The following is a 20,569-nucleotide window of genomic DNA, read 5'->3' as shown; positions in this document are numbered from 1 at the left end:
ATCATTATAAAAATTACAAAATAGGAAAGCCCTTTAGCTGTAAGTTAAGGGGTTTTTAATTTTATTTCTGAAATGAATTATAAAAACCAATAATAAAAACAGTTGTTATTGGCGAAGTTAAAAGCTTGAAAGTTTATTGTTTACAAGAAAAAAAGCTATCGTGAAATGGCATTTTAAATAGATTTTAAAAATATATTTGCACCTTGTATCATATTCAATATTTAAAAATTAAAATTATATGAAGTTTAATAAAGTACTAACAATCCTTTTTTTATTTACAGCGCAAATGGCAACCAGCCAAATTACCGGAAAAATTCAAGATACTGCCGATAATTATCCGTTAGAATATGCCACCGCAGCACTTTACAATCAATTAGATAAAACACTTGTAACAGGTGTTATAACCAATATTGATGGTGTTTTTGTAATTGAAAATATAAAAAACGGACGTTATTATTTAGAAGCTTCATTCGTTGGTTATACGACTAAAACAATTCAAAATATTGAAATTTCAAAAGGCAATAGAAAAGTAGATTTAGGTACAATAAACTTGGTTTTAGGGAATCAACTTAACGAAGTTGAAATTAACGCAGAGCGTTCTACGGTTATTAATAAAATTGATAGACAGGTTTTCGATTCTAAAAATTTCCAAAGCAGTCAAGGCGGCAGTGCAACCGATGTTATTAAAAATCTCCCTTCCGTTACTGTAGATGGTTTAGGCGATATTAGTGTGAGAGGAAGTAAAGGTTTTTCGGTTTTAATCAATGGAAAACCAACACAAGGCGATGCCAACGCTATTTTAGCGCAATTGCCAGCAAATGCATTAGAAAAAGTGGAGATTATTACAGCGCCATCTGCTAAATACGACCCTGAAGGCAAAGGGGGTATTCTTAATATCATCACGAAGAAAGGTGCTGCAAACGGTACTTTTGTACAAATAAATGTGCGTGGTGGTTTCCCTTCCATAGAGCCTTATGACACGCAAGTAGCGGCACAACGTTATGGCGCAGATGCTACCATAAACACAAAAACCGATAAATGGAATTTATCCTTTGGAACCAGTTATCAGCGCAATGATAAAACGGGTAGAAGAGAAGGTGAGTTATTTATCATCAATGAAGCAGAAGACAAACAATCTTTTTTACCATCGGATGGAGAACGTAGTTTCGATGATATTAATTATAACGGGCGTTTTACAGTCGATTTCACTCCTAATGAAAACGATGAATTCTCCTTAGGGTTTTTTGCTGGTAAGCATACGGTGGATAGGTTAGCTGATATTACGTATTATGATAATCATGCGGTTTCACCCATTGAAAGCAATAATAGATTGTACACTTTTTCATATTACAACCACAATTTAAGAACCCGTAAAGGTGATTTTGTTTTAGGTAGTTTTGATTATGGACATACGTTTAATGATAAGTCTAAATTATCTACTTCATTTTTATACGAATATACCTTTTTAGGAGGACCCACTTATAATGATAATGTGGATACACCTGCGTATAATGAAATTTATCAACAAGAATATAATACGAATGATAATCCGCTACACGGTTTGCGTTATAATTTTGATTATAAATGGAAACCGTTTTCGTTTGGTACTATTGAAACGGGATATCAATTTAGAAATTTAGATCATGAAGGTAAATTTGTTTACGAACGTGATGGGGTTGTTGTTCCTGAATTCTCAAGTAATATTGAATTAAAAAGAACCATTCATTCAAGTTATGCACAATTGACTGGAGATAAAGATAAATGGGATTATGCCGCTGGAGTTCGTTTGGAATCTATGGATAGAACCTATACCGAAGCTTTAGTGAGCGAAGTTTCTGCTAATGAATATAATTATGATTTTGTAAAATTATTTCCTTCAGCATCTTTACAATATTCGGTAAATGACGCTACAAAAATTAAAGCCGCTTACAGTAAAAGGGTAGAGCGCACCACCACTTTTAAAATGAATAGTTTTGCAGAACGTGAACATTCTGAAGTTTTTGAACAAGGTGATAACCGATTATTGCCAGAATTTATAGATTTGGTCGAGTTAGGCATTACTAAAGAATTCAATTCAAAAAGTTCCTTGTATGCAACGGCATATTACAGACATGTTGATAATGCCATAAATCGGGTTAATACCTTGGCTTATGAAAGTAATGAAGCCGTTATTGACAGTATTTTAAACCGAGTATATTCCAATGTCGGAAAAAGTAAAGCTATTGGATTAGAGTTAGGGACGCAATTTAAAGCAACTAAAAACTGGAGTAATTTTATAGGAGCGAACATCTATAATTATGATATAAATGGTGCATTTATTTTTAGACATCGGGATGGTATTACCAGAACTTATGGTGTAAATAGTAGTAGCACCATTTACTCGTTTAACATTAATTCTACCTATTCGTTTTGGAAAAATGCGACAGCACAACTTACGTTCAACTACCTGTCTGATACCAATACGGCACAAGGTGAAGATTCTAGATTTTATGCGCCAAATTTAACCCTTAAAAAATCGTTTTTAGATAGTCGTTTAACAGCAACCTTGCAGTGGCAGAATATTGATATGGGATTATTGAAAAGTAACGAACAAAGTATTGCTACTTGGAGACCTGGAGAATTTTACACTACTACTAATTATGTATATGAAGTAGATATGGTGACATTAAATTTGACTTATACCTTTAATAAGGTAAAAAATAAATCGAAATTTATTGAAAGTGAATTTGGTAAACGTGAGTTTTAAGTTGACAAGATTTTTATAAATAATTTTAACTATTTAGCTGTAATGGAAAAAAATCATCGATACTTTGCGAAATAAGAAACAATATTTACTTGAGAAATTATCCCGCAGATTTTACGAATTTTCGCAGAATAAAAACTAATATTTGTTTTTTTGTGACAAGACAAAGAAGCCTACAAAAAAAGCCCTCACAGATTTTAAAACTTGTGAGGGCTTTTTAGTAAAAGAAAGCTTAATTTTTAACAGAGCAACCAGCTCCATCAGTTTTTTTAACTCCTAATTTCACCAAAATAGTTTCCAATAAGCACCATTTTGTAAATGCTGATTGTATAAGGTTTACACCAATAAATACCGTAAACCACATCCAGTTTTGATTAACATACACGGTTAAAACAACGCTTAAAAGCACCATAAAACCAACTATTACTCTAAAATATGTATTTAACATTTTTGTTAATTTTTAAGTTTATATAAATTTTTCAATAGGAACAACAATCGCTTTTATTGGATTGTTCGTTTTTAAATTCGAATTGAATTCTTTAATTAAATTGAATAATGCATCTATATTTTCATCTTCTGTAAAAGAGAAAAACATTTCAGAATCTGCTCCACTATTTTCATTAGCAAACCAATTGGAATCTAACTTTACAGATGGGGCGGTTTTAAACCCCTCAATGTCAGACTCACTAAAATTATTTATTTGAGCTTGTTTAAATAATTTGATGATATCCTTTTTGTAGTAATCCACTACTGTTACTATAACTAGTTTCATGATTTTATTTTTTTGATTCTCGCAGATTTCGCAGATTCCCGCAGATTTTTCAATCTTTTCTGCATAAATCTGCGTTTGCTGCGGGATAATTATTATTTATAATTTTTCTTTTCTATCATGTAGTAAACAAGAGGTACAACCAATAAAGTTAATACGGTTGAAACAATAGTTCCACCCATTAACGAAATGGCTAACCCTTGGAAAATGGGGTCAAATAATATAACGAATGCTCCAATTACAACAGTTCCTGCTGTTAGTAAAATAGGCGTAGTTCTTACAGCCCCAGCTTCAATACAAGCTTGTTTTAATGGGATGCCTTCATCGGTTCTTAAGTTGATAAAGTCGATTAATAATACCGAATTCCTAACCATAATACCTGCTAGAGCAATCATTCCAATAAATGATGTTGCAGTAAAGAATGCGCCCATAATCCAATGCCCTAGAATAATTCCTATAAGCGATAATGGAATAGCAACCATCATTACAACTGGAGCTTTAAAGTTTTGGAACCAGCCTACAATTAAGATGTAAATCAAGATAATAGCACCTAAAAAGGCAATACCTAAATCTCTAAATACTTCCAAAGTAATTTGCCATTCGCCATCCCATTTCACGGTGTAATTATCTTCAAAATCGGGTTGACCTAAATACATTTCGTTAATATCATAACCTTCTGGTAATGGTATTTCTTTCAGTTTTTCTTCCATTCCAAGTATAGCATATGCAGGACTTTCTAAATCGCCAGCCATATCTGCCATCACATATACCACACGTTTTTGGTTTTTGTGGAAAATGCTTTTTGCACTTGTAACTTCTTTAATATCAACTAAATCTCCAATTGGAACCATGGTTCCTTGTTTCGACTTTACTTTCAATTGAGAAATATCTGTAATGGTCGATTTTTCTTTTTCATCTAAAGCCAATACCAGACCAATTTGGTTTACAGCATCTTCATCATATAAATTCGTAATAGCTCTGTTAGACAATGCCATATTCATGGTGTAAGCAATTTGCTGTGGTGCTACACCATATAACATCGCTTTTTCTTTATTGATGTCAAACTGAAATTCAGTTTGATCTCCTTCAACCATCCAATCGATATCTACAACATCGTTGGTGTTTTTTAGAATGTTTTGAACATGGTTAGCAATTTTTATTTGTTCATCATAATCAGGTCCGTAAACCTCTGCCACAATTGTAGATAATACAGGAGGTCCAGGTGGAACTTCTACTAATTTTACATTCGCATTATATTTTGATGCAATTTTTTGAATGTCAGGACGTAACAATTTAGCAATATCATGACTTTGTGCTGTACGTTCTTCTTTATCCAATAAATTTACTTGAATATCTGCCATGTTACTACCACCACGTAAATCGTAATGACGTACCAAACCGTTAAAGGTTATAGGTGCCGATGTTCCAATATAGTTTTGGTAATTCACAACTTCAGGACGCGATGCTAAATATTGCGAAATCTCTTGAGCTACAACACCTGTTCTTTCCAAGGTTGTGCCTTCGGGCATATCTATTACTACCTGAAATTCATTTTTATTATCAAAAGGCAGCATTTTCACAGCAACCGATTTTGTAAAAAACAATACCATGGTCGCTAATAAAAGTAAAAACGTACCACCCAAAAACAACCAACGTTTGTTTTTGTTTTCTAATAAAGGTGTTTCAAATTTATTGTAAACTTTATAAATGTAAGTATCTTCAATTGGTTTTTCCTCTTTTTCAACAGCACCTTTTTTATCTTTTTCTCTTAAGAAAATATAACCCAAATAAGGCGTAATAGTTAAAGCAACAAACAACGATAATATCATGGCAATAGAAGCTCCAATTGGCATTGGTGCCATATAAGGTCCCATTAAACCAGATACAAATGCCATAGGTAATACCGAAGCAATTACGGTAAATGTTGCTAAAATAGTTGGGTTACCCACTTCATTAATGGCATACAAAGCCGCTTGTTTAAATGGTAAGCGTTTCATTTTGAAATGCCTATGCATGTTTTCGGCAATAATAATGGAGTCGTCCACCACAATACCTGTTACAAATACTAAAGCAAATAGGGTGATTCGGTTTAGTGTATAATCCAGCATGTAGTAGCTTAACAAAGTTAATGCAAACGTAATGGGAACCGATAAAAATACCACTAAGCCACCACGCCAGCCCATAGCCAACATAACCACAAGCGTTACAGCAAAAATAGATCCAATAAGGTGCCATAAAAGTTCAGATACTTTATGTGAAGCGGTTTCACCATAGTTTCTGGTAATTTCTACATGAACATCATCTGGGATTAAGTTTTTGCGTAAATGTTCCACTTTATCAATAATAACCTCCGAAATTTTCATCGCATCGGCACCTTTGCGTTTCGCTACCGAAATGGTAACTGCTGGGTATTCAGATTTATAATCTGAAGCCTTTTCGCTGCCTTTTCCAAATCCTAAACTTACATAGTTTTGTGGCACTTCTGGCCCATCAATAATGTTTGCTACTTGCTTTAAATAAATTGGTTGATTTTGTTGTACACCAACCACTAAATTCTCAACATCTGTAACAGATTCTAAAAACTTACCCGTATTTACAAGAAATTCAGTATCGCTTTTATCAAAACTACCCGAGCTTAATTGACTGTTGTTTGCCTTAATCATTTCAGAAACGGTTAAGAAATCCAAACCACTGGCAGCCAATTTATCTTTATCTAAAACCACACGTAATTGACGGTTTCTACCACCAATTTTATGCGTAATCGCCACATCATTCACCTTTTTAATTTCGGCTTCCAATTCTTGCGCCATTTGTCCTAATTGGTAATCGTCGTAATTTTCACTCCACAACGTTAAACCTAACATAGGCACATCATCAATAGCACGTGTTTTCACCAATGGAAACGTAACACCTTCCGGCATTTGGTCCATGTGCTTATTAATTTCATTGTAAAGTTTTACAAATGAACGCTCAATATCTTCGCCCACATAAAACTGAACAATCACCATGCCTTGTTCTTTCATCGAGGTAGAATACACATATTCCACACCTTTAATATTCGAAATTAATTGCTCTAAAGGCTTAATTACTCGCGATTCAACTTCCGTAGGGCTTGCACCCGGGTAGCCAACAAAAATATCGGCCATAGGCACATCAATCTGTGGTTCTTCCTCACGTGGAATTAAAAACGAACTATACACACCAACAACCATAAACACAATCATCAACAGCACGGTAAGCTTCGATTGTATAAAGATTTTTGCAATTTTTCCTGCGATTCCTTCTTTCATTTTTATAATATTTTGGGCGTTTTAACAGGCTATCCGTTGCAATCTTTTTTTGCCATATATGGCAGCAAAAAAAGGATTTTCACTTCTATCCTTAACGCAGCTTTTTAGTTATTGAATTGAAATTTTAGCACCATTATAAAGTTTACCTTCTGCAGAAACTATAAAAGCTTCATCGGCATTTAAACCAGATAATACTTCTACTTGGTTTCCAAAGGTTCTACCCAAACGTAACCAACGTAACATAGCGGTTTTGCTTTCACTTACTGTATAAACTCCAGATAACTGACCATTCGTTACAATAGCTTCCGTAGGAATTAAAACTAGATCTGTTTTTGCTTTTCTTTCCACAGGAAATTGAACGGTTGTAAACATACCAGATAGGATATTCGCATCTGTTTTATCTAAAGCTATTTTTACTAAGTATTGTCCACCTGTATTTTTAGCCGAAGTACTAACTTCGGTCACTTTTCCTTTAATAGTTTGGTTTATTGATTTTACCAAAACATCTACAGTAGTACCATTTTTAATATCTGAAATTTCAGTTTCTGGTACCATGGCCATCACTTCAAAACTTCCAGGTGTTTCTACGCTTATTAAAGGCATTCCTGGATTTGCCATATCACCAGCTTCAATGTTTTTACTGGTAATGATACCGCTAAAAGGTGCTGTAATATTACTATATGTAAATTGGGCATTCACTTCGTTTTTCATTTGGTTTGCAGCTTCCAAACGCGCTTTTGCCATTTCAAAATTTGCCGTCATATCATCCATTTCTTTTTGAGAAGCACTGTTTCCAGCAAATAGATTTTTAAAACGGTTGTAATCTTTCTGCGCATTATTAAATGCTGCAGTAGCTTCGGTAATGCCTGCGTTTACTTGGGCACGTTTAGCTTGTAAATCGGTGTTATTAATAGAAACTAATAATTGGCCTTTACTAACTTTGTCTCCAACATTTACATGTACTTTGTTAACATAGCCCATCATTCGGGTGCTTAAATCTGCACTATTGGTGGCTTGAATTTTTCCACTAACACTTAAAAATGGACTTGTTCCGTTTGATACAACTTGACTCACTTTTACAGCAATTGCTGGTGAATTATCTGTACTAACTTCTTTGTTTTTGTTACCGCAACTTGCTAATGCTAAAGCTGCTGTAAAGGCTACGATGGTATATAATTTTTTCTTCATTTTATGGTTTTTTTAGCAACGAATACACAAATAAATGGTCTTGCTTGTTGGTTTTTGTTTCTCTTTATTCTTTAGTTAAAAATTGTAAGTAAGCTTGCGCATAGTTATACTCAAAAACAGTTTGATAATACTCCAATTGCTTTTGTGCATATTGTGTTTCTGCAGTAAGTAAATCGGATGTTTTTTCAAGTCCTTCCTTAAATCTGTTGGTACGGATTCTTAAAGATTCTTCGGATTGTTGTAATGCTAAATTGGTGAGTTGGAGTTTGTTTTCAGCATCTAAAAAAGCGCGTTTTGCTTTGTTCAATTCTAAATTACTTTGCGAGACATATTGCTGATATTCTAATTTGGATTTTTCAAATTCGGCTCTACTTTTTTGAGCTTTTCCTAAACGTTGCGATCCTTTAAAAATATCCCAACTTAATTGTGCACCAAATAAATACCCATTAGCATCACCTTGAAAAATTTGGTCGTCGTATAACTCATAACTTCCAAAAGCATTTAATCGTGGTAAAAACGCCATTTTATCAGCCTTATTCATAGCTTCATAAGCATTGGATGCTAGTTGCATGGCTTTTATATCTGAACGATTTTCAGAAACCATTTTGTTTTCCATTGAAAATGTTGAAACCATTAACTCGTCTGAAGGGGTGTACACCACATATGTGTCATCATTCATTAAAAAAGATAAGTAATTAGACGCATTTTGTACATTACTTTTTGCCATTTGTAATTGGTTTTGAACCTCCGTAACACGTACTTCAACATTCAACACATCGGCACGCTGTAAATAACCTTGATTAAAACTGTTATCGGCTAGTTTTTTATTAGAATTTGCAGCTTCTAGAGCTTTTTCTAAAACATCAACTGCTTTATAGGATAATTGTAATTGCATATAAGCTTTTTCAACTTCAAAAGCCAAATAATCTTGTGTGCGCTCTGTTTGTAAAGACATAGCATCCATTTTAGATTTGGCTGCTTTGCGTTGGTACATCCCGTCTAAATTGATTAATGGTTGCTGAATTTCTAACTTGGTTGCGTAGTTTTCAATTTGCGCAGGGTCATTTAATAAGGCAGGATTAAAATCGTTTGCTGTTAAAATTTCCTGATTTAGTTTAGAACCAAAAGCCATTAATGGATTTGTTGTTGCAATACCTGTATGACTGGCTGTGATGTTTGGTAAAAACACAGCGTTGGTTTGTCTATAATCGGCCCTCGCTTGTTTAAATTCTTGTTCAGAAATTTTAATACTTGTATTGTTTTCTGAAACTTTAGTTAACACTTCTGTTTTTGTAATTGGCACGATATCTTGTGCTTGTACAGACAAAGTGAATACTAAAAGTAATAATGGTATATAAATATTTTTTTTCATTTATTTTAATTTTACAGAGCAAAAATAGTTGAATGTTGTATCGCAGTCTGTAACCAATGTTACTTTGCGTTCTTTTCCTTTTTCAGCAGGTATTCAATGGGCTTTTTTCATTTTGATGAGTTATTTGAATATTAACTAAAAATATTCGACAAGAGGAATTAGTACAATGATATTCATCAGGTTAAAAAATAATGTTCTTCTAAAAACAAAAAAGACTGCCTTTTCAGACAGCCTTTATCAAAAGTGAAAAATTAATTATCACTTTTAAAAACCAACCAAAAAAACTGATAACCACATCAGTTTACTTTTCTTGTGCCTCCATGGCCTCCAGCTACAATAACCATAATTTTAATACTTAAAATTATAAATTTGAAAAACTGAAGGAATGGATTCATCATTCTAAACCGCATTCTGGGTGAAATTCTTTTCATTATTCTATTCCTTTTAATAGTTGAAATTAATTTTTGATTCCTTTGTTAAAATAATTCTTTTATTTTGTTTTTTATTCTGGAATTAGCCACCAAAATGGACGCATTTTTGCTTTATATAAAAAAGCATAGTGTAACATTAATTTAAGCCAATGCCCAGCCAAACCAATAGCTCCAAAAGTTTTTCCTAAATGTCTTCCATGTGAATCTGGATATTTTACAAAATCGGGCACAATAGGGTAGGTGGTTATGCTAACGCCGCTTCCATCCCAAAATCCATATCCAGCAGATGCAATACATGCAGCTCCCATATTTCCTAAAGACCCTTTATGATCTAACGATTCTTTTCCATTTTTAATGCTATCTATTATATTGTCTGCTACCAACTTAGCGGTGATGCCTGAGGGCATTCCTGTTCGTGGTGGTGCAGGTGAAATATCTGTTCCGTTTGCGCTTTTTCTTGGTTTTGAAATGGCATGAGGTGGCGCAAAGGCGATACCTGGTGCATAAATATTTTTATAATTGGGGTTTTGGTAAGTTTCTGGCCAATCTTGAACAGTCCATTCTTCGTAAGGTTTTGGTGTATAGTCTGCATCTACAATCATAAATCCTTTGAAGAGTTTTTCTGTAATATCATTTTCGTTCTTATCAAAAGCCTTAAAGCCATGACCAGAAAATGCTGGAATTAGCATGGCGAAATCGTAAGTTTCTACTTTGTATTCACCATCAAGGGTTTCATAATAAGCAATACCATCTTCAATTTTATTAACGCCGGCACCAATAATCCATTTAATGTTTCTATCTTCAAAAATCATTTCGACCAATTCACTGGATTTCATAATCATATCACCATAACTCATCAACATGCCATCCATTCCAAAATCGCCTAATTGATGTTCGTTGGCAATCCAAGTTATTTCGGCCATGTCTCTTACATTGTGTTTGTGCAGCTCTTTTTCTACATTTAAAATATACTCGAATGCAGCACCTTGACAAGTAGATTTGGCATGTCCCGTTCCAATTAAAATTTTGGCTTTTTTACCAGCCTTCATTTGTTGAATAATATCATTTAATCCTTCCCAAGCATGGTCTGCATGTGTGTAAGTACATACAGAATAGGTTTTGTTTTTACCAGGAATTAGGCCTTCGGTGGCTTCAAAATTAAGTTTCGGCCCCGTCGCATTTATCAAATAATCGTAGGTGATTTTTTCTTGTTGACCTTGATTGGTTCCTGCGACATATTCGGCTAAAACATAAGGTTTTTGTTCGCTTTTGTCACCTTCAGGATAAAATGAAACTGCTTTGGCTTGTTTATAGCCAATGTTTTTCTTTTTGTACAAAGGCTCTAAAGGAAATAAGATTTTTTCAGATTTCATTCTGCCAATACCCACCCAAATGTTTGAAGGAATCCACTGGTAATTACTATTTGGTGAGACCACCAAAACTTCATGTTCTTTGGATAATTTTCTGCGTAAATGGGATGCAGCTACATGACCCGAAATACCTGCTCCAAGAATAACTATTTTAGACATTTAATGTAAATTAATATTGTGAAGTTAGTTTAAAAATAAAAATTGTAAAATGATATTTATCACTCTTAACACTTTAAAGCGATTAAGTAAAGATTGTTATTTTTAAACTGTTTTACAGTAACTAAAGTTACACAAGCCTTAATTCGTCTTTTTATAACTCCAAACGGCTAACCCATTCATAATAAAAGCATACAATAATGTTTTTAATAGTTGAGGGAGGATGTCCATAAGCCCTGAACCTTTAAGCATCACCATACGCATTACCTGTACAAAATATTTTATGGGGTTGAATTCGGTAATGGTTTGGGCCCATTTTGGCATGCTTTCAATAGGAGTAAATAAACCACTCATTAAAATGAAAATAACCGTAAAAAACCAAGCAATAAACATAGCTTGTTGCTGTGTTTCCGTAAAGTTTGAAATGAATAAACCTATGCCTAAAACCACTAAAATATAAATGGATGTATAAAAATACATGAGGGGCAAACTACCTACCATCGGTACATTGAAAATTAGTTTTGCTATAATTAATCCCACTGTTAATAAACTCATTCCTATTACCCAAAATGGGAAAAGCTTTCCTATTATAAACTGGCTTTTTTTAATTGGGGTCACATTGATTTGTTCCAAAGTCCCTATTTCCTTTTCACGTACAATATTCATTCCTGAAAGGAAAAGCGTAATCATGGTAACTAATAAAACCAAAATGCCCGGAACCATATAGGTTTTGTAATTTAAGGTTTTGTTATACCAAAACAACGGAATGGTATCTATATTGATGGGTTGGATTTGTAGGTCTGAAGGTTGTAACAAATCAACTTTTAAGTGTTTATTAAAATTTTGAACAATCTGTGTAACATAAACGTTTTCAACACCTGCTGCGGCACCATCAATTGCATTAATGGTAACACCTAAATGGTTGTATTTTTCTTTTTGTAGATTGCGTTCAAAATACTGTGGAATTTCCAAAATAACATCTACGTTGCCGTTTAACATGGCTGAACTGGCTAGTTCTTCCGAAGGAAAATCTGTTAAAACATCAAAATAGGTTGATGCATTGAATTTTTCAATTAATGCTCTGGATGTTGAAGTATGGTCGTTATCAATATAACCAAATTTGATATTTTTAATTTCAAAAGTGGCCGCATTTGATAGTATAATAAGTTGGAGTAGTGGTAATACAAATATGATAGGAAGCATGCCTTTATTTCTAAAGATTTGCTTGAACTCTTTTTGGATGATGTATAGAATTGTTTTCATTACTCTAATCTAATTTTATATTTTTTCACACTTAATGCTATGAAAAATACGGTCATTCCTACTAAAATCAAGGTTTCTTTCCAAATGTATTGAAGTCCAACACCTTTAAGCATTATGCCTTTAATGATGATGATAAACCATTTTGCGGGTATAATATTACTGATAAGTTGAAGCGGTAAAGGCATGCTTGAAATAGGAAAAATGAAACCAGATAATAGTATTACAGGAAGCATTAATCCCATTAAAGAAATCATCATGGCGGTTTGTTGTGTTGCGGAAATAGTTGAGATTAAAATACCTAAAGCCAAAGCCGTTATAATGAATAAAACACTTTCCAGACCTAATAAAAACAAACTACCTTGAACGGGCATTTTAAATATGAAAATGCTTAGCATTACAATAACAATAGCATTTATTATTGATAGAAAAATGTATGGAAACACTTTGCCTACAATCACCTGAATTGGTTTTAAAGGTGATACTAAAAGAATTTCCATGGTGCCTAATTCTTTTTCTCTGGTAATGGAAATTGAGGTCATCATTGCTGAAACTAGCATCAAAATAATAGTCATAACACCTGGTACAAACATATACACACTTTTTAATTCTGGATTGTAAACCATGCGTGTTTGTGGTACTATTTGATAGGAAATAACAATGTCTTTGTTTATTTCTTTTTGATACGTTTGAAGGATGGCATTTACATAATTACTTATAGTGTTAGCTGTATTAGGATCTGTAGCATCGGTAATAATTTGGACAGTTGCTTTGTTGTCTTTTATTAATTTTTGACTGAAATCTTTTTCAAAATTTAAAACGGCTTTAACATGCCCTTTTTCAAAAACCGAGGCAATTTCTGCTTCACGCGTTAGCATTTGTTTGATGCTGAAATATTTTGATGCCGATATTTTATTGATAATTTCTTTTGTAGTTGCATCTTTTGAATGGTCTAAAATAGCAATATCTACATTGTTGATTTCATTGGTAATGGCGAAACCAAACAGCATAATTTGGGCAATGGGCATTCCAAATAGGATAAACAACGAGCGTCTATCTCTAAAAATATGGTAGAATTCCTTTTTTATGAAGCCTATAAATCTTTTCATAATATATTCCCGCGGATTTCACTGATTACCGCAGATATTTTATTGTTATAACCCGTTTACTTTTCTAAAAACTCCTTTTGATATGTCATCAACATTAAAATTTACTAAAATGCCTAACTTCATTTCTGAAATCTTTAGATAAGTTAGAATTTGTTTATGATGTACTTTTGACAAAATCTCTACCGATTTGATTTCAATTATTACTTTATTATTTACTAATAAATCCAATCTAAAACCTATTTCTAATTCAATACTATCATAAAATACAGGCAGTACTACCTGCTTTTTAACTGATAAACCTTGCTTTTGCAACTCATACATTAAAACAGTTTCATATACAGATTCTAACAAACCTGGACCTAATTCATTATAGACTTTAAAAATTGCACCTCTTATTAAATATGAAATCTCGTTTTCTGTCAATTCTTTCATAGTATTTGTTTTTGTTTTTTTCTCACGCAGATTTCACAGATAAATGCATATCTATTTTTTGTTTCTTTTCTGCGAGAATCTGCGAAATCTGCGGGAAACTTTCATCCTCTAGCTAATTTCAAAAACACATCATTCATATTATCCACTTTAAATTGTTCTTTAAGCTTTTTAGGTGTGTCTAAAGCTTCAATTTTTCCGTTAACCATGATGGAAACCCGGTCGCAATATTCTGCTTCATCCATATAGTGCGTTGTTACAAAAACAGTTGTTCCTTCATGGGCTGCTTTGTAAATCATTTCCCAAAACTGACGTCTGGTAATGGGGTCAACGCCTCCAGTTGGTTCATCTAAAAACACGATTTTCGGGTCGTGTATTAATGATACAGAAAAAGATAATTTCTGTTTCCAACCTAAAGGTAAAGCACCAACTAAGGTATTAGCAACTTTTTCAAGACCTAATTCTTGAATCAATATTTCCGATTTTTCCTTGATTCTTTTTCTTGGTAATCCATAAATGCCACCAAAGAAGGTAATGTTTTCTTTAACGGTTAAATCGTCGTACAAGGCAAATTTCTGACTCATATAACCAATGTTTTTTTTGATGTCTTCAGCATGTGTAAATACATCAAACCCTGCTACGTTTGCTTTTCCAGATGTTGGGTTGGAAATACCAATTAGCATTTTCATGGCTGTAGTTTTTCCTGCGCCATTCGCTCCTAAAAAACCAAATATTTCACCTTTTTCAACCTCAAAAGTGATGGCGTTTACAGCTGTGAAATCACCAAACGTTTTGGTTAATCCTTCTACTTGTATGACTTTGTTATTATTCATTATTTGGCTAATTCCATAAAGGTATCTTCAATGGTTGCTTTGGTTTTTTCAATTTCTATGTTGAACAGATTTTTAGATTCTAAGTACACTTTTAAATCATTCGGATTAAAATCCGTTCTGCTGTCCGTGTAATGCACAAACTCACCAAAAGGGTACACGCTATGGTTGTGTTGGTATTCATTTAAACTGGTTATAAGTTGGTACATGTTATTGGCACGTACATTATAAATTTGTTTCGGAAAATGTTTTACAATCGCTTCAGGTGTGTCAATCTCTAAAATTTTTCCATCTTGGATTAAGGCAATTCTATCACATAAAGCCGCTTCATCCATATAAGGCGTTGATACCAAAATGGTGATGTTTTTTTGTTGAAGGCGTTTCAACATATCCCAAAATTCTTTTCTAGAAACGGGATCGACTCCAGTTGTGGGTTCATCTAAAAACAACACTTTCGGTTTATGTATTAATGCACAGCATAAAGCTAACTTTTGCTTCATGCCACCAGAAAGTTTACCAGCACGACGATTTTTAAAAGGTTCAATTTGAACATAAATATCTTTAATTAGATCGTAGTTTTCTTCAATGGTTGTTCCAAAAATGGTGGCGAAAAAGTTTAGATTTTCTTCAACAGTTAAATCTTGATACAACGAAAATTTCCCTGGCATGTAACCAACACTGTTTCGAATCTTTTTATAGTCTGTTACCACATCAAAACCAGCAACAGTTGCTGTGCCTTCATTGGGAAATAAAAGCGTCGTTAAAATCCTGAACAAAGTTGTTTTTCCGGCACCATCAGGACCAATAAGTCCAAAAAGTTCATTTTGTTTGACTTCAAAGGAAATGTCTTGTAAGGCTTTTACTTTTTTATAGGATTTACTAATATGGTTTACAGATATACTCACGTCTTGTTAATTTTGAACAATAATTTTAGTTTCCATAGTAATTTTTGAAGTAATGGAATTTGAAATTAAACAGGCTTTTTCAGCTTTTTCAACAATTCGTTCGGCACGTTCTCGTTTAGATTCATCATTAATTACAACTTCAGGAAACAAAAACACTTCGGTTATTGCAAATTTGCCATCTACTTTTTCTAAAACACCTTTAGAACCACATTTAAAACTGATGAATTCTAATTTTGAATATTCTGCAATGGCCAAAAAAGTAGTCATTAAACAACTGCTTACGGCTGCGGTAAATAAATGTTCTGGCGACCAAATATTTGGCATGCCTTTGTCAAATTCGGGCGGTGTTGCAACTTCTATGCAGTTAGATTCATTCGTTTCTGCATTATTTAATTCTGGTGAACACATCATTCCTTTGCGGTCTTGTGTCCAACTAATGTTAACATTATAAGTATGTTTTTCCATGATTATATATTTTAATTATTGTTTATCCACATTTCAGCTGGCATGCCAATTTTTAAACTTCCATCATTTTTTACATCCACTTTTACGGCATATACCAAGGCAACGCGCTCTTCCTTTGTTTGGATTATTTTTGGCGTGAATTCTGCTTCCGATGCAATCCAACTAATAGTGCCTTTATAGGATTTCATAGCATCTGCTTCATCAATTTTCACAGTAACGTTTTGTCCAATTTTAACAGAAGCTAATTGTGTTTCACTTATATAAACACGCAGTTGCATGGTGCTTAAATCGGCTATTTTATAGAGCGGTTTTCCAAAAGAAGTGATTTCGTTTGGTTCTGCGTATTTTACTAAAACCGTTCCGTTTACCGGATTTGTAAGCTTGCTTTTTTGAATTTGGTCATCAATTTGCTTTAGTTGAACATCCATACTTTTAAGTTCATTTACTACGGGTGCATTCTGTATTTCAATACTGCGCATTTGGTTTTTGATAACGTCTATTTCTCCCTGAACATCATCCAGTTGTTTTTGTGTTCCAGCATTGTCTTTTATCAGGTTTTGTGCTCTGTTTCTGTTCGTGTTTGCTGTTTTTAATTGAGCGTTTAACACATTAATTTGAGATAAAACACCTTTTGATTTTGAACTAATAACCGCTTTTGAAACCTCTAATTGTTCACGTTTTAATGTTAACGGAATGGTATCGATATAGCCTATGAATTTGTCCTTTTCAACTTTATCGCCTTCCTCAATATTAAATTGCATTAATTTTCCATTATTTTCTGCTGAAATTGTTATTTCTGTAGCTTCAAAATTGCCATACCCGTCTGCTTTATCGTTTCCATTTCCGCAGGAAGTAAAACTTAAAATAATGATGATTAATCCTAAAATTGCTTTGTATGTTTTCATTTGTAAAAAATTAGAGTCCTTTAATGGTATTGTAATTTGCTTTTGCGAGTTGTAATTGTATTTTGTGCCTAATCATCATGTTTTCATCTTCAAATAAATTGGTGAGTTCTGTGATGTAAGCCGATGAAGTGATAACGCCGTTTTGTAATTGGGAATCAGCAGATTTTAGCACATCTTTACGAAGATTGATAATCTCTAAATCGGAAGTTATAAAAGCTTCAATTTTATCGATTTCCTTTTGTTGTTGGTTCAGTTCTGCGTTTGTGTTTAATTCAAAGGTTTCCGATTCAGTTTCTATAATATCCTTATTAATAGCTAAGGATTGACGTTGTTTTTTGTTGGAATTCCAGTCGAATACATTCCAATTCAATTTAACACCAACCGTATAAAAGGTTTGAAATGAATTATCCAGCATATTCAACCCTGGGTTTCCGTAGCCACCAGTTGCAAACCCAAGTAATTTGGGGGCGTTTTGTTTGGCAATTAAAGCTTCGTTCGTTTCAATTTCTTCTTTTTTAAGTTGAAATAGTTCCAATTCTGGTCGGTTTATTTCGGTTTTTACAGGTGAAGTAACCAAAGCGTTTTCGAATAGGGTAGAAATGCTTAAAGTTTCACCAATAATACTAGAAAGTGTTTCAATTAGTGATGCTTTATTGCTTTCAACTTCTGCAAATTGCTGATTTATTTTTAATAATTCAGCTTCTAAAATTTTATCAGATGCAGGTAAAATGACGCCATATTTAATACCCGATTTCACTTCGTTTAATTTGGCTTGTAATTGTTTTTGTTTCGCTTTTAATAATAAATCGGTTTCCTGGGATAATAAAATGGAGAAATAAAGCTGATTTATCTTTTGCTTTAGTTGGTATAAATTGACTTCAACCTGCTTTTGCTTTGTTTTGTTTTGAGCCGATTTCACTTCTAAAGAAGCACCTGTAGCACCTCCATTGTAAATAAGTTGGTTTACTGAAAGCGTTGCACGATATTGGTCTTTATTTAAAGGTTCTATTCCAGACATTGCCAGAGGAAACTCAATAACATCGGATTGATAAGTAGCTTGCGCATCAAAACTTAACTGCGGTAATTTTGTGTTGGAAATAACCTCCTTGTCTAATTGATTTTGATTTTCGAGCAATTGAGATTGTTTTGCCAACGGATAATTTTCTGTTGCCAATTGGTAACATGCCTCTAATGTGATGCTCTGTTGTGCCAGACTAGGAAGTTCTATTAATATTATAAAAATAAGGATGATTCGTTTCATTTTATTAATGCTTTATTGAATTGATAATAAAGTTTGATACTTCTGTTTTTCGGTTTTCCATAAGTTGTAGGTAAGTTTCATCATCGGCATTTATAAAAGCTTTGATTAATGGTTTTGCAACAAATGGGAAAATATTTAGCGCCATGATATTGATGAATAATTGTTCTGCAGCTATTGGTTTTATAATACCTTTTTTAATTTCTTCATTTACTTGTTTTTTAAATTTTTCAAGATTTGGAAATTCCTTGTTTTCTTTCATTTTTAAGATAAATTCCGGATTTCTGTTAAGCTCTTGAATTACAAAATTTGGTAAATAAGGATGTTTTAAAATGAATGAAATATAATTTGTAGTAAAATTTTTAATCTTTTCTTCAATGGATGAATCATCATTTAAAACGGTGTTTAACTGAGGCGCCAATAATAAAAAGGCATTGTTAAAAACGGCTTCAAATAATAATTGTTTACTTCTGTAATAATAGTGAAGCATGGCTTTGTTTATACCTGCTTTATCTGCAATTTCTTGCATGCGAGCACCATCCATTCCTTTAGATTGAAAAATATTTTTTGCTGCTTCAAGTATTTGTTCTTCCGTATTTTCGTCTTTGGTTTTTTTCATTTTTAACTATATGGTTTAACCATTTGGTTAACAAAATTACAAAAAATAATCAAACACACAAGTATTTGATTATTTTTTAAATTATTTATTCATTTTATTATAAAGCATTTTTGCAAAAATCAATCCTAAAACACCTCCTAAAGCAGATACTAATAAGTTAATAATTAATAAAAAACCATTAAAATTTCCGTTGTTCATAATCGCCCATGGATCAAATCCTAACCTTCCAAAAGTTTTTATTAATAAGATGCTTCCAAAAACTCCAATTAATGTATTTCCCGTAAAATTGAAGGTAAATTTTTTCTTAAACAACCCAAATAAATTTGCAGCAATGATACCAACGAAAATACTAATTAAAGAAATTAGTGTCCCTGTCATGATTTTTGATTTTTACTAGTGTTCACCATACCCCACATCATCCATTTTTCCTCTAAACACACGATATTGTACAAACATATAAACACCAACTAAAAGCGCTGCGATAACAAACCAATAGACACCAACAGACAATCCGTATTCGTGAGCGGCTACATTGTATACTGTTAAATCTGGATTTATATTATTTGTTGAAGGAAGAACTTTTGGGAATATGGATGCAACGGTTGATGTTAATCCTCCAAAAAGAAATAAGGATGAAAACAAAAATCCTAAACCATGTTTTTTAAAAGTTTTTACTTTAAATATTCCAAATAATCCTGTAAATGTGATGATTGGGAAAATAAATAACCAAGGTTTATCTAAGAAATTATGAAAGGGTTGTGGTTCTATAATATGCCAAATAAAAAGCGAAATAATTACTAAAGCCAATAACACAATGTTGAGATTAAATACCACCTTTTTCAGTTTTTCATTCAAATCTGAATTGGTTTTAAAAATAATCCAGTTGGCACCATGAATGGTTAATGCTACAACACCAATAACGCCAAGTAACAACGTAAACCAGTCAATAATTCCTAAATGTTCAGCATGTGGACTAAACGTTGAATTCCAAAGAGGTAAGAAGAAATAATGTGGTTCGTGTGCAGAAACGCCGTTTGTAACCATACCTAAATTAACGCCTCTTACTACGTTGCCTAGAGCGATACCAAAAAATAAAGCCAAAAGTAAACTTGAAATACCAAAGGCTTTATCCCAAATACCTTCCCACATTTTATTGTGTATTTGTCCTCTTAATTCCAAACCGATGGCTCTAAAAATAAGTAACCAAAGAATCATAATTAAAGGTAAATAAAACCCGCTAAAGGAAGAAGCATATAAGGTTGGAAAAGCGAAAAACAGCACGCCACCCGATGCAATTAACCATACTTCATTCGCATCCCAAAAAGGGCCAATGGCATTAGTGATTGCTTTTTTATCTTTTTCGTTTTTTGCAAAAAACAAATGAATGATGCCTGCACCAAAATCGTAACCATCTAAAATGACGTAGATGGTTAGCATAGTCATTAAAACGATATACCAGAATAATTCCAT

At 33.1% G+C, this 20,569-nt stretch carries 19 protein-coding genes; 1 reads left to right on the top strand and 18 read right to left on the bottom strand.

Annotated features, from left to right (window positions below; all coding sequences use genetic code 11):
* Positions 1–238 precede the first annotated feature (238 nt).
* A complete protein-coding gene (locus EV196_RS04595) occupies positions 239–2,746 on the top strand; it encodes an outer membrane beta-barrel protein (protein ID WP_132215407.1) in 2,508 nt (835 codons plus the stop codon).
* A gap of 229 nt (positions 2,747–2,975) precedes the next feature.
* Here the strand turns inward: EV196_RS04595 and EV196_RS04590 are convergent, their stop codons facing one another.
* From EV196_RS04590 to cydB, 18 genes are all read right to left on the bottom strand, one after another.
* A complete protein-coding gene (locus EV196_RS04590) occupies positions 2,976–3,191 on the bottom strand; it encodes a YgaP family membrane protein (protein ID WP_132215405.1) in 216 nt (71 codons plus the stop codon).
* 18 nt (positions 3,192–3,209) lie between these two features.
* On the bottom strand, positions 3,210–3,515 hold the full coding sequence (locus tag EV196_RS04585) for a hypothetical protein (protein WP_132215403.1): 306 nt from the start codon (positions 3,513–3,515) through the stop codon (positions 3,210–3,212).
* A gap of 92 nt (positions 3,516–3,607) precedes the next feature.
* Positions 3,608–6,802 (bottom strand): efflux RND transporter permease subunit, encoded by a 3,195-nt coding sequence (locus EV196_RS04580; RefSeq protein WP_132215401.1) that lies wholly within the window; start codon positions 6,800–6,802, stop codon positions 3,608–3,610.
* Between the two features lie 108 nt (positions 6,803–6,910).
* Positions 6,911–7,990 (bottom strand): efflux RND transporter periplasmic adaptor subunit, encoded by a 1,080-nt coding sequence (locus tag EV196_RS04575; protein WP_132215399.1) that lies wholly within the window; start codon positions 7,988–7,990, stop codon positions 6,911–6,913.
* 64 nt (positions 7,991–8,054) lie between these two features.
* Positions 8,055–9,362 (bottom strand): TolC family protein, encoded by a 1,308-nt coding sequence (locus EV196_RS04570; RefSeq protein ID WP_132215397.1) that lies wholly within the window; start codon positions 9,360–9,362, stop codon positions 8,055–8,057.
* Between the two features lie 296 nt (positions 9,363–9,658).
* Complete coding sequence (locus tag EV196_RS20195; RefSeq protein WP_262711324.1) at positions 9,659–9,793, bottom strand: hypothetical protein; 135 nt, start codon at positions 9,791–9,793, stop codon at positions 9,659–9,661.
* Positions 9,794–9,864: 71 nt separating this feature from the next.
* Positions 9,865–11,322 carry an NAD(P)/FAD-dependent oxidoreductase gene (locus EV196_RS04565; RefSeq protein WP_132215395.1) on the bottom strand — a complete coding sequence of 486 codons (1,458 nt, stop codon included), beginning with the start codon at positions 11,320–11,322 and terminating at the stop codon, positions 9,865–9,867.
* Between the two features lie 138 nt (positions 11,323–11,460).
* Entirely contained in the window at positions 11,461–12,582 is a 1,122-nt protein-coding gene (locus tag EV196_RS04560) for an ABC transporter permease (RefSeq protein WP_132215393.1), read from the bottom strand.
* The gene (locus EV196_RS04555) at positions 12,582–13,688 is read right to left on the bottom strand and encodes an ABC transporter permease (RefSeq protein ID WP_132215391.1); all 1,107 of its coding nucleotides are present in this window, start codon (positions 13,686–13,688) and stop codon (positions 12,582–12,584) included. Before EV196_RS04555 ends, EV196_RS04560 begins: the two co-directional genes overlap by 1 nt.
* Positions 13,689–13,733: 45 nt before the next feature.
* Complete coding sequence (locus EV196_RS04550; protein WP_132216503.1) at positions 13,734–14,111, bottom strand: GxxExxY protein; 378 nt, start codon at positions 14,109–14,111, stop codon at positions 13,734–13,736.
* Positions 14,112–14,221: 110 nt separating this feature from the next.
* The gene (locus EV196_RS04545; protein WP_132215389.1) at positions 14,222–14,950 is read right to left on the bottom strand and encodes an ABC transporter ATP-binding protein; all 729 of its coding nucleotides are present in this window, start codon (positions 14,948–14,950) and stop codon (positions 14,222–14,224) included.
* A complete protein-coding gene (locus EV196_RS04540; protein WP_132215387.1) occupies positions 14,950–15,852 on the bottom strand; it encodes an ABC transporter ATP-binding protein in 903 nt (300 codons plus the stop codon). Before EV196_RS04540 ends, EV196_RS04545 begins: the two co-directional genes overlap by 1 nt.
* A gap of 6 nt (positions 15,853–15,858) precedes the next feature.
* A complete protein-coding gene (locus EV196_RS04535; protein WP_132215385.1) occupies positions 15,859–16,317 on the bottom strand; it encodes an OsmC family protein in 459 nt (152 codons plus the stop codon).
* Positions 16,318–16,328: 11 nt separating this feature from the next.
* A complete protein-coding gene (locus EV196_RS04530; RefSeq protein ID WP_132215383.1) occupies positions 16,329–17,222 on the bottom strand; it encodes an HlyD family secretion protein in 894 nt (297 codons plus the stop codon).
* Positions 17,223–17,232: 10 nt separating this feature from the next.
* A complete protein-coding gene (locus EV196_RS04525; RefSeq protein ID WP_132215381.1) occupies positions 17,233–18,483 on the bottom strand; it encodes a TolC family protein in 1,251 nt (416 codons plus the stop codon).
* Between the two features lie 4 nt (positions 18,484–18,487).
* Complete coding sequence (locus tag EV196_RS04520; RefSeq protein ID WP_132215379.1) at positions 18,488–19,099, bottom strand: TetR/AcrR family transcriptional regulator; 612 nt, start codon at positions 19,097–19,099, stop codon at positions 18,488–18,490.
* 81 nt (positions 19,100–19,180) lie between these two features.
* Positions 19,181–19,477, bottom strand: coding sequence for a hypothetical protein (locus EV196_RS04515; RefSeq protein WP_132215377.1), 297 nt, complete (start codon positions 19,475–19,477; stop codon positions 19,181–19,183).
* A gap of 15 nt (positions 19,478–19,492) precedes the next feature.
* Entirely contained in the window at positions 19,493–20,569 is a 1,077-nt protein-coding gene (gene cydB / locus EV196_RS04510; protein ID WP_132215375.1) for a cytochrome d ubiquinol oxidase subunit II, read from the bottom strand.

The sequence above is a fragment of the Mariniflexile fucanivorans genome, assembly GCF_004341235.1.
In the GTDB taxonomy this organism is placed as follows: domain Bacteria; phylum Bacteroidota; class Bacteroidia; order Flavobacteriales; family Flavobacteriaceae; genus Mariniflexile; species Mariniflexile fucanivorans.
The sequence above is the reverse complement of the archived record's forward strand: the minus strand, read 5'-3'. Positions and strand labels throughout refer to the sequence as shown.

Coding starts and splice junctions, on each gene's coding strand:
- EV196_RS04595 (WP_132215407.1), top strand. CDS start 239: ATGAAGTTTAATAAAGTACTAACAATCCTTTTTTTATTTACAGCGCAA.
- EV196_RS04590 (WP_132215405.1), bottom strand. CDS start 3,191: ATGTTAAATACATATTTTAGAGTAATAGTTGGTTTTATGGTGCTTTTA.
- EV196_RS04585 (WP_132215403.1), bottom strand. CDS start 3,515: ATGAAACTAGTTATAGTAACAGTAGTGGATTACTACAAAAAGGATATC.
- EV196_RS04580 (WP_132215401.1), bottom strand. CDS start 6,802: ATGAAAGAAGGAATCGCAGGAAAAATTGCAAAAATCTTTATACAATCG.
- EV196_RS04575 (WP_132215399.1), bottom strand. CDS start 7,990: ATGAAGAAAAAATTATATACCATCGTAGCCTTTACAGCAGCTTTAGCA.
- EV196_RS04570 (WP_132215397.1), bottom strand. CDS start 9,362: ATGAAAAAAAATATTTATATACCATTATTACTTTTAGTATTCACTTTG.
- EV196_RS20195 (WP_262711324.1), bottom strand. CDS start 9,793: ATGAAAAGAATTTCACCCAGAATGCGGTTTAGAATGATGAATCCATTC.
- EV196_RS04565 (WP_132215395.1), bottom strand. CDS start 11,322: ATGTCTAAAATAGTTATTCTTGGAGCAGGTATTTCGGGTCATGTAGCT.
- EV196_RS04560 (WP_132215393.1), bottom strand. CDS start 12,582: ATGAAAACAATTCTATACATCATCCAAAAAGAGTTCAAGCAAATCTTT.
- EV196_RS04555 (WP_132215391.1), bottom strand. CDS start 13,688: ATGAAAAGATTTATAGGCTTCATAAAAAAGGAATTCTACCATATTTTT.
- EV196_RS04545 (WP_132215389.1), bottom strand. CDS start 14,950: ATGAATAATAACAAAGTCATACAAGTAGAAGGATTAACCAAAACGTTT.
- EV196_RS04535 (WP_132215385.1), bottom strand. CDS start 16,317: ATGGAAAAACATACTTATAATGTTAACATTAGTTGGACACAAGACCGC.
- EV196_RS04530 (WP_132215383.1), bottom strand. CDS start 17,222: ATGAAAACATACAAAGCAATTTTAGGATTAATCATCATTATTTTAAGT.
- EV196_RS04525 (WP_132215381.1), bottom strand. CDS start 18,483: ATGAAACGAATCATCCTTATTTTTATAATATTAATAGAACTTCCTAGT.
- EV196_RS04520 (WP_132215379.1), bottom strand. CDS start 19,099: ATGAAAAAAACCAAAGACGAAAATACGGAAGAACAAATACTTGAAGCA.
- EV196_RS04515 (WP_132215377.1), bottom strand. CDS start 19,477: ATGACAGGGACACTAATTTCTTTAATTAGTATTTTCGTTGGTATCATT.
- cydB (WP_132215375.1), bottom strand. CDS start 20,569: ATGGAATTATTCTGGTATATCGTTTTAATGACTATGCTAACCATCTAC.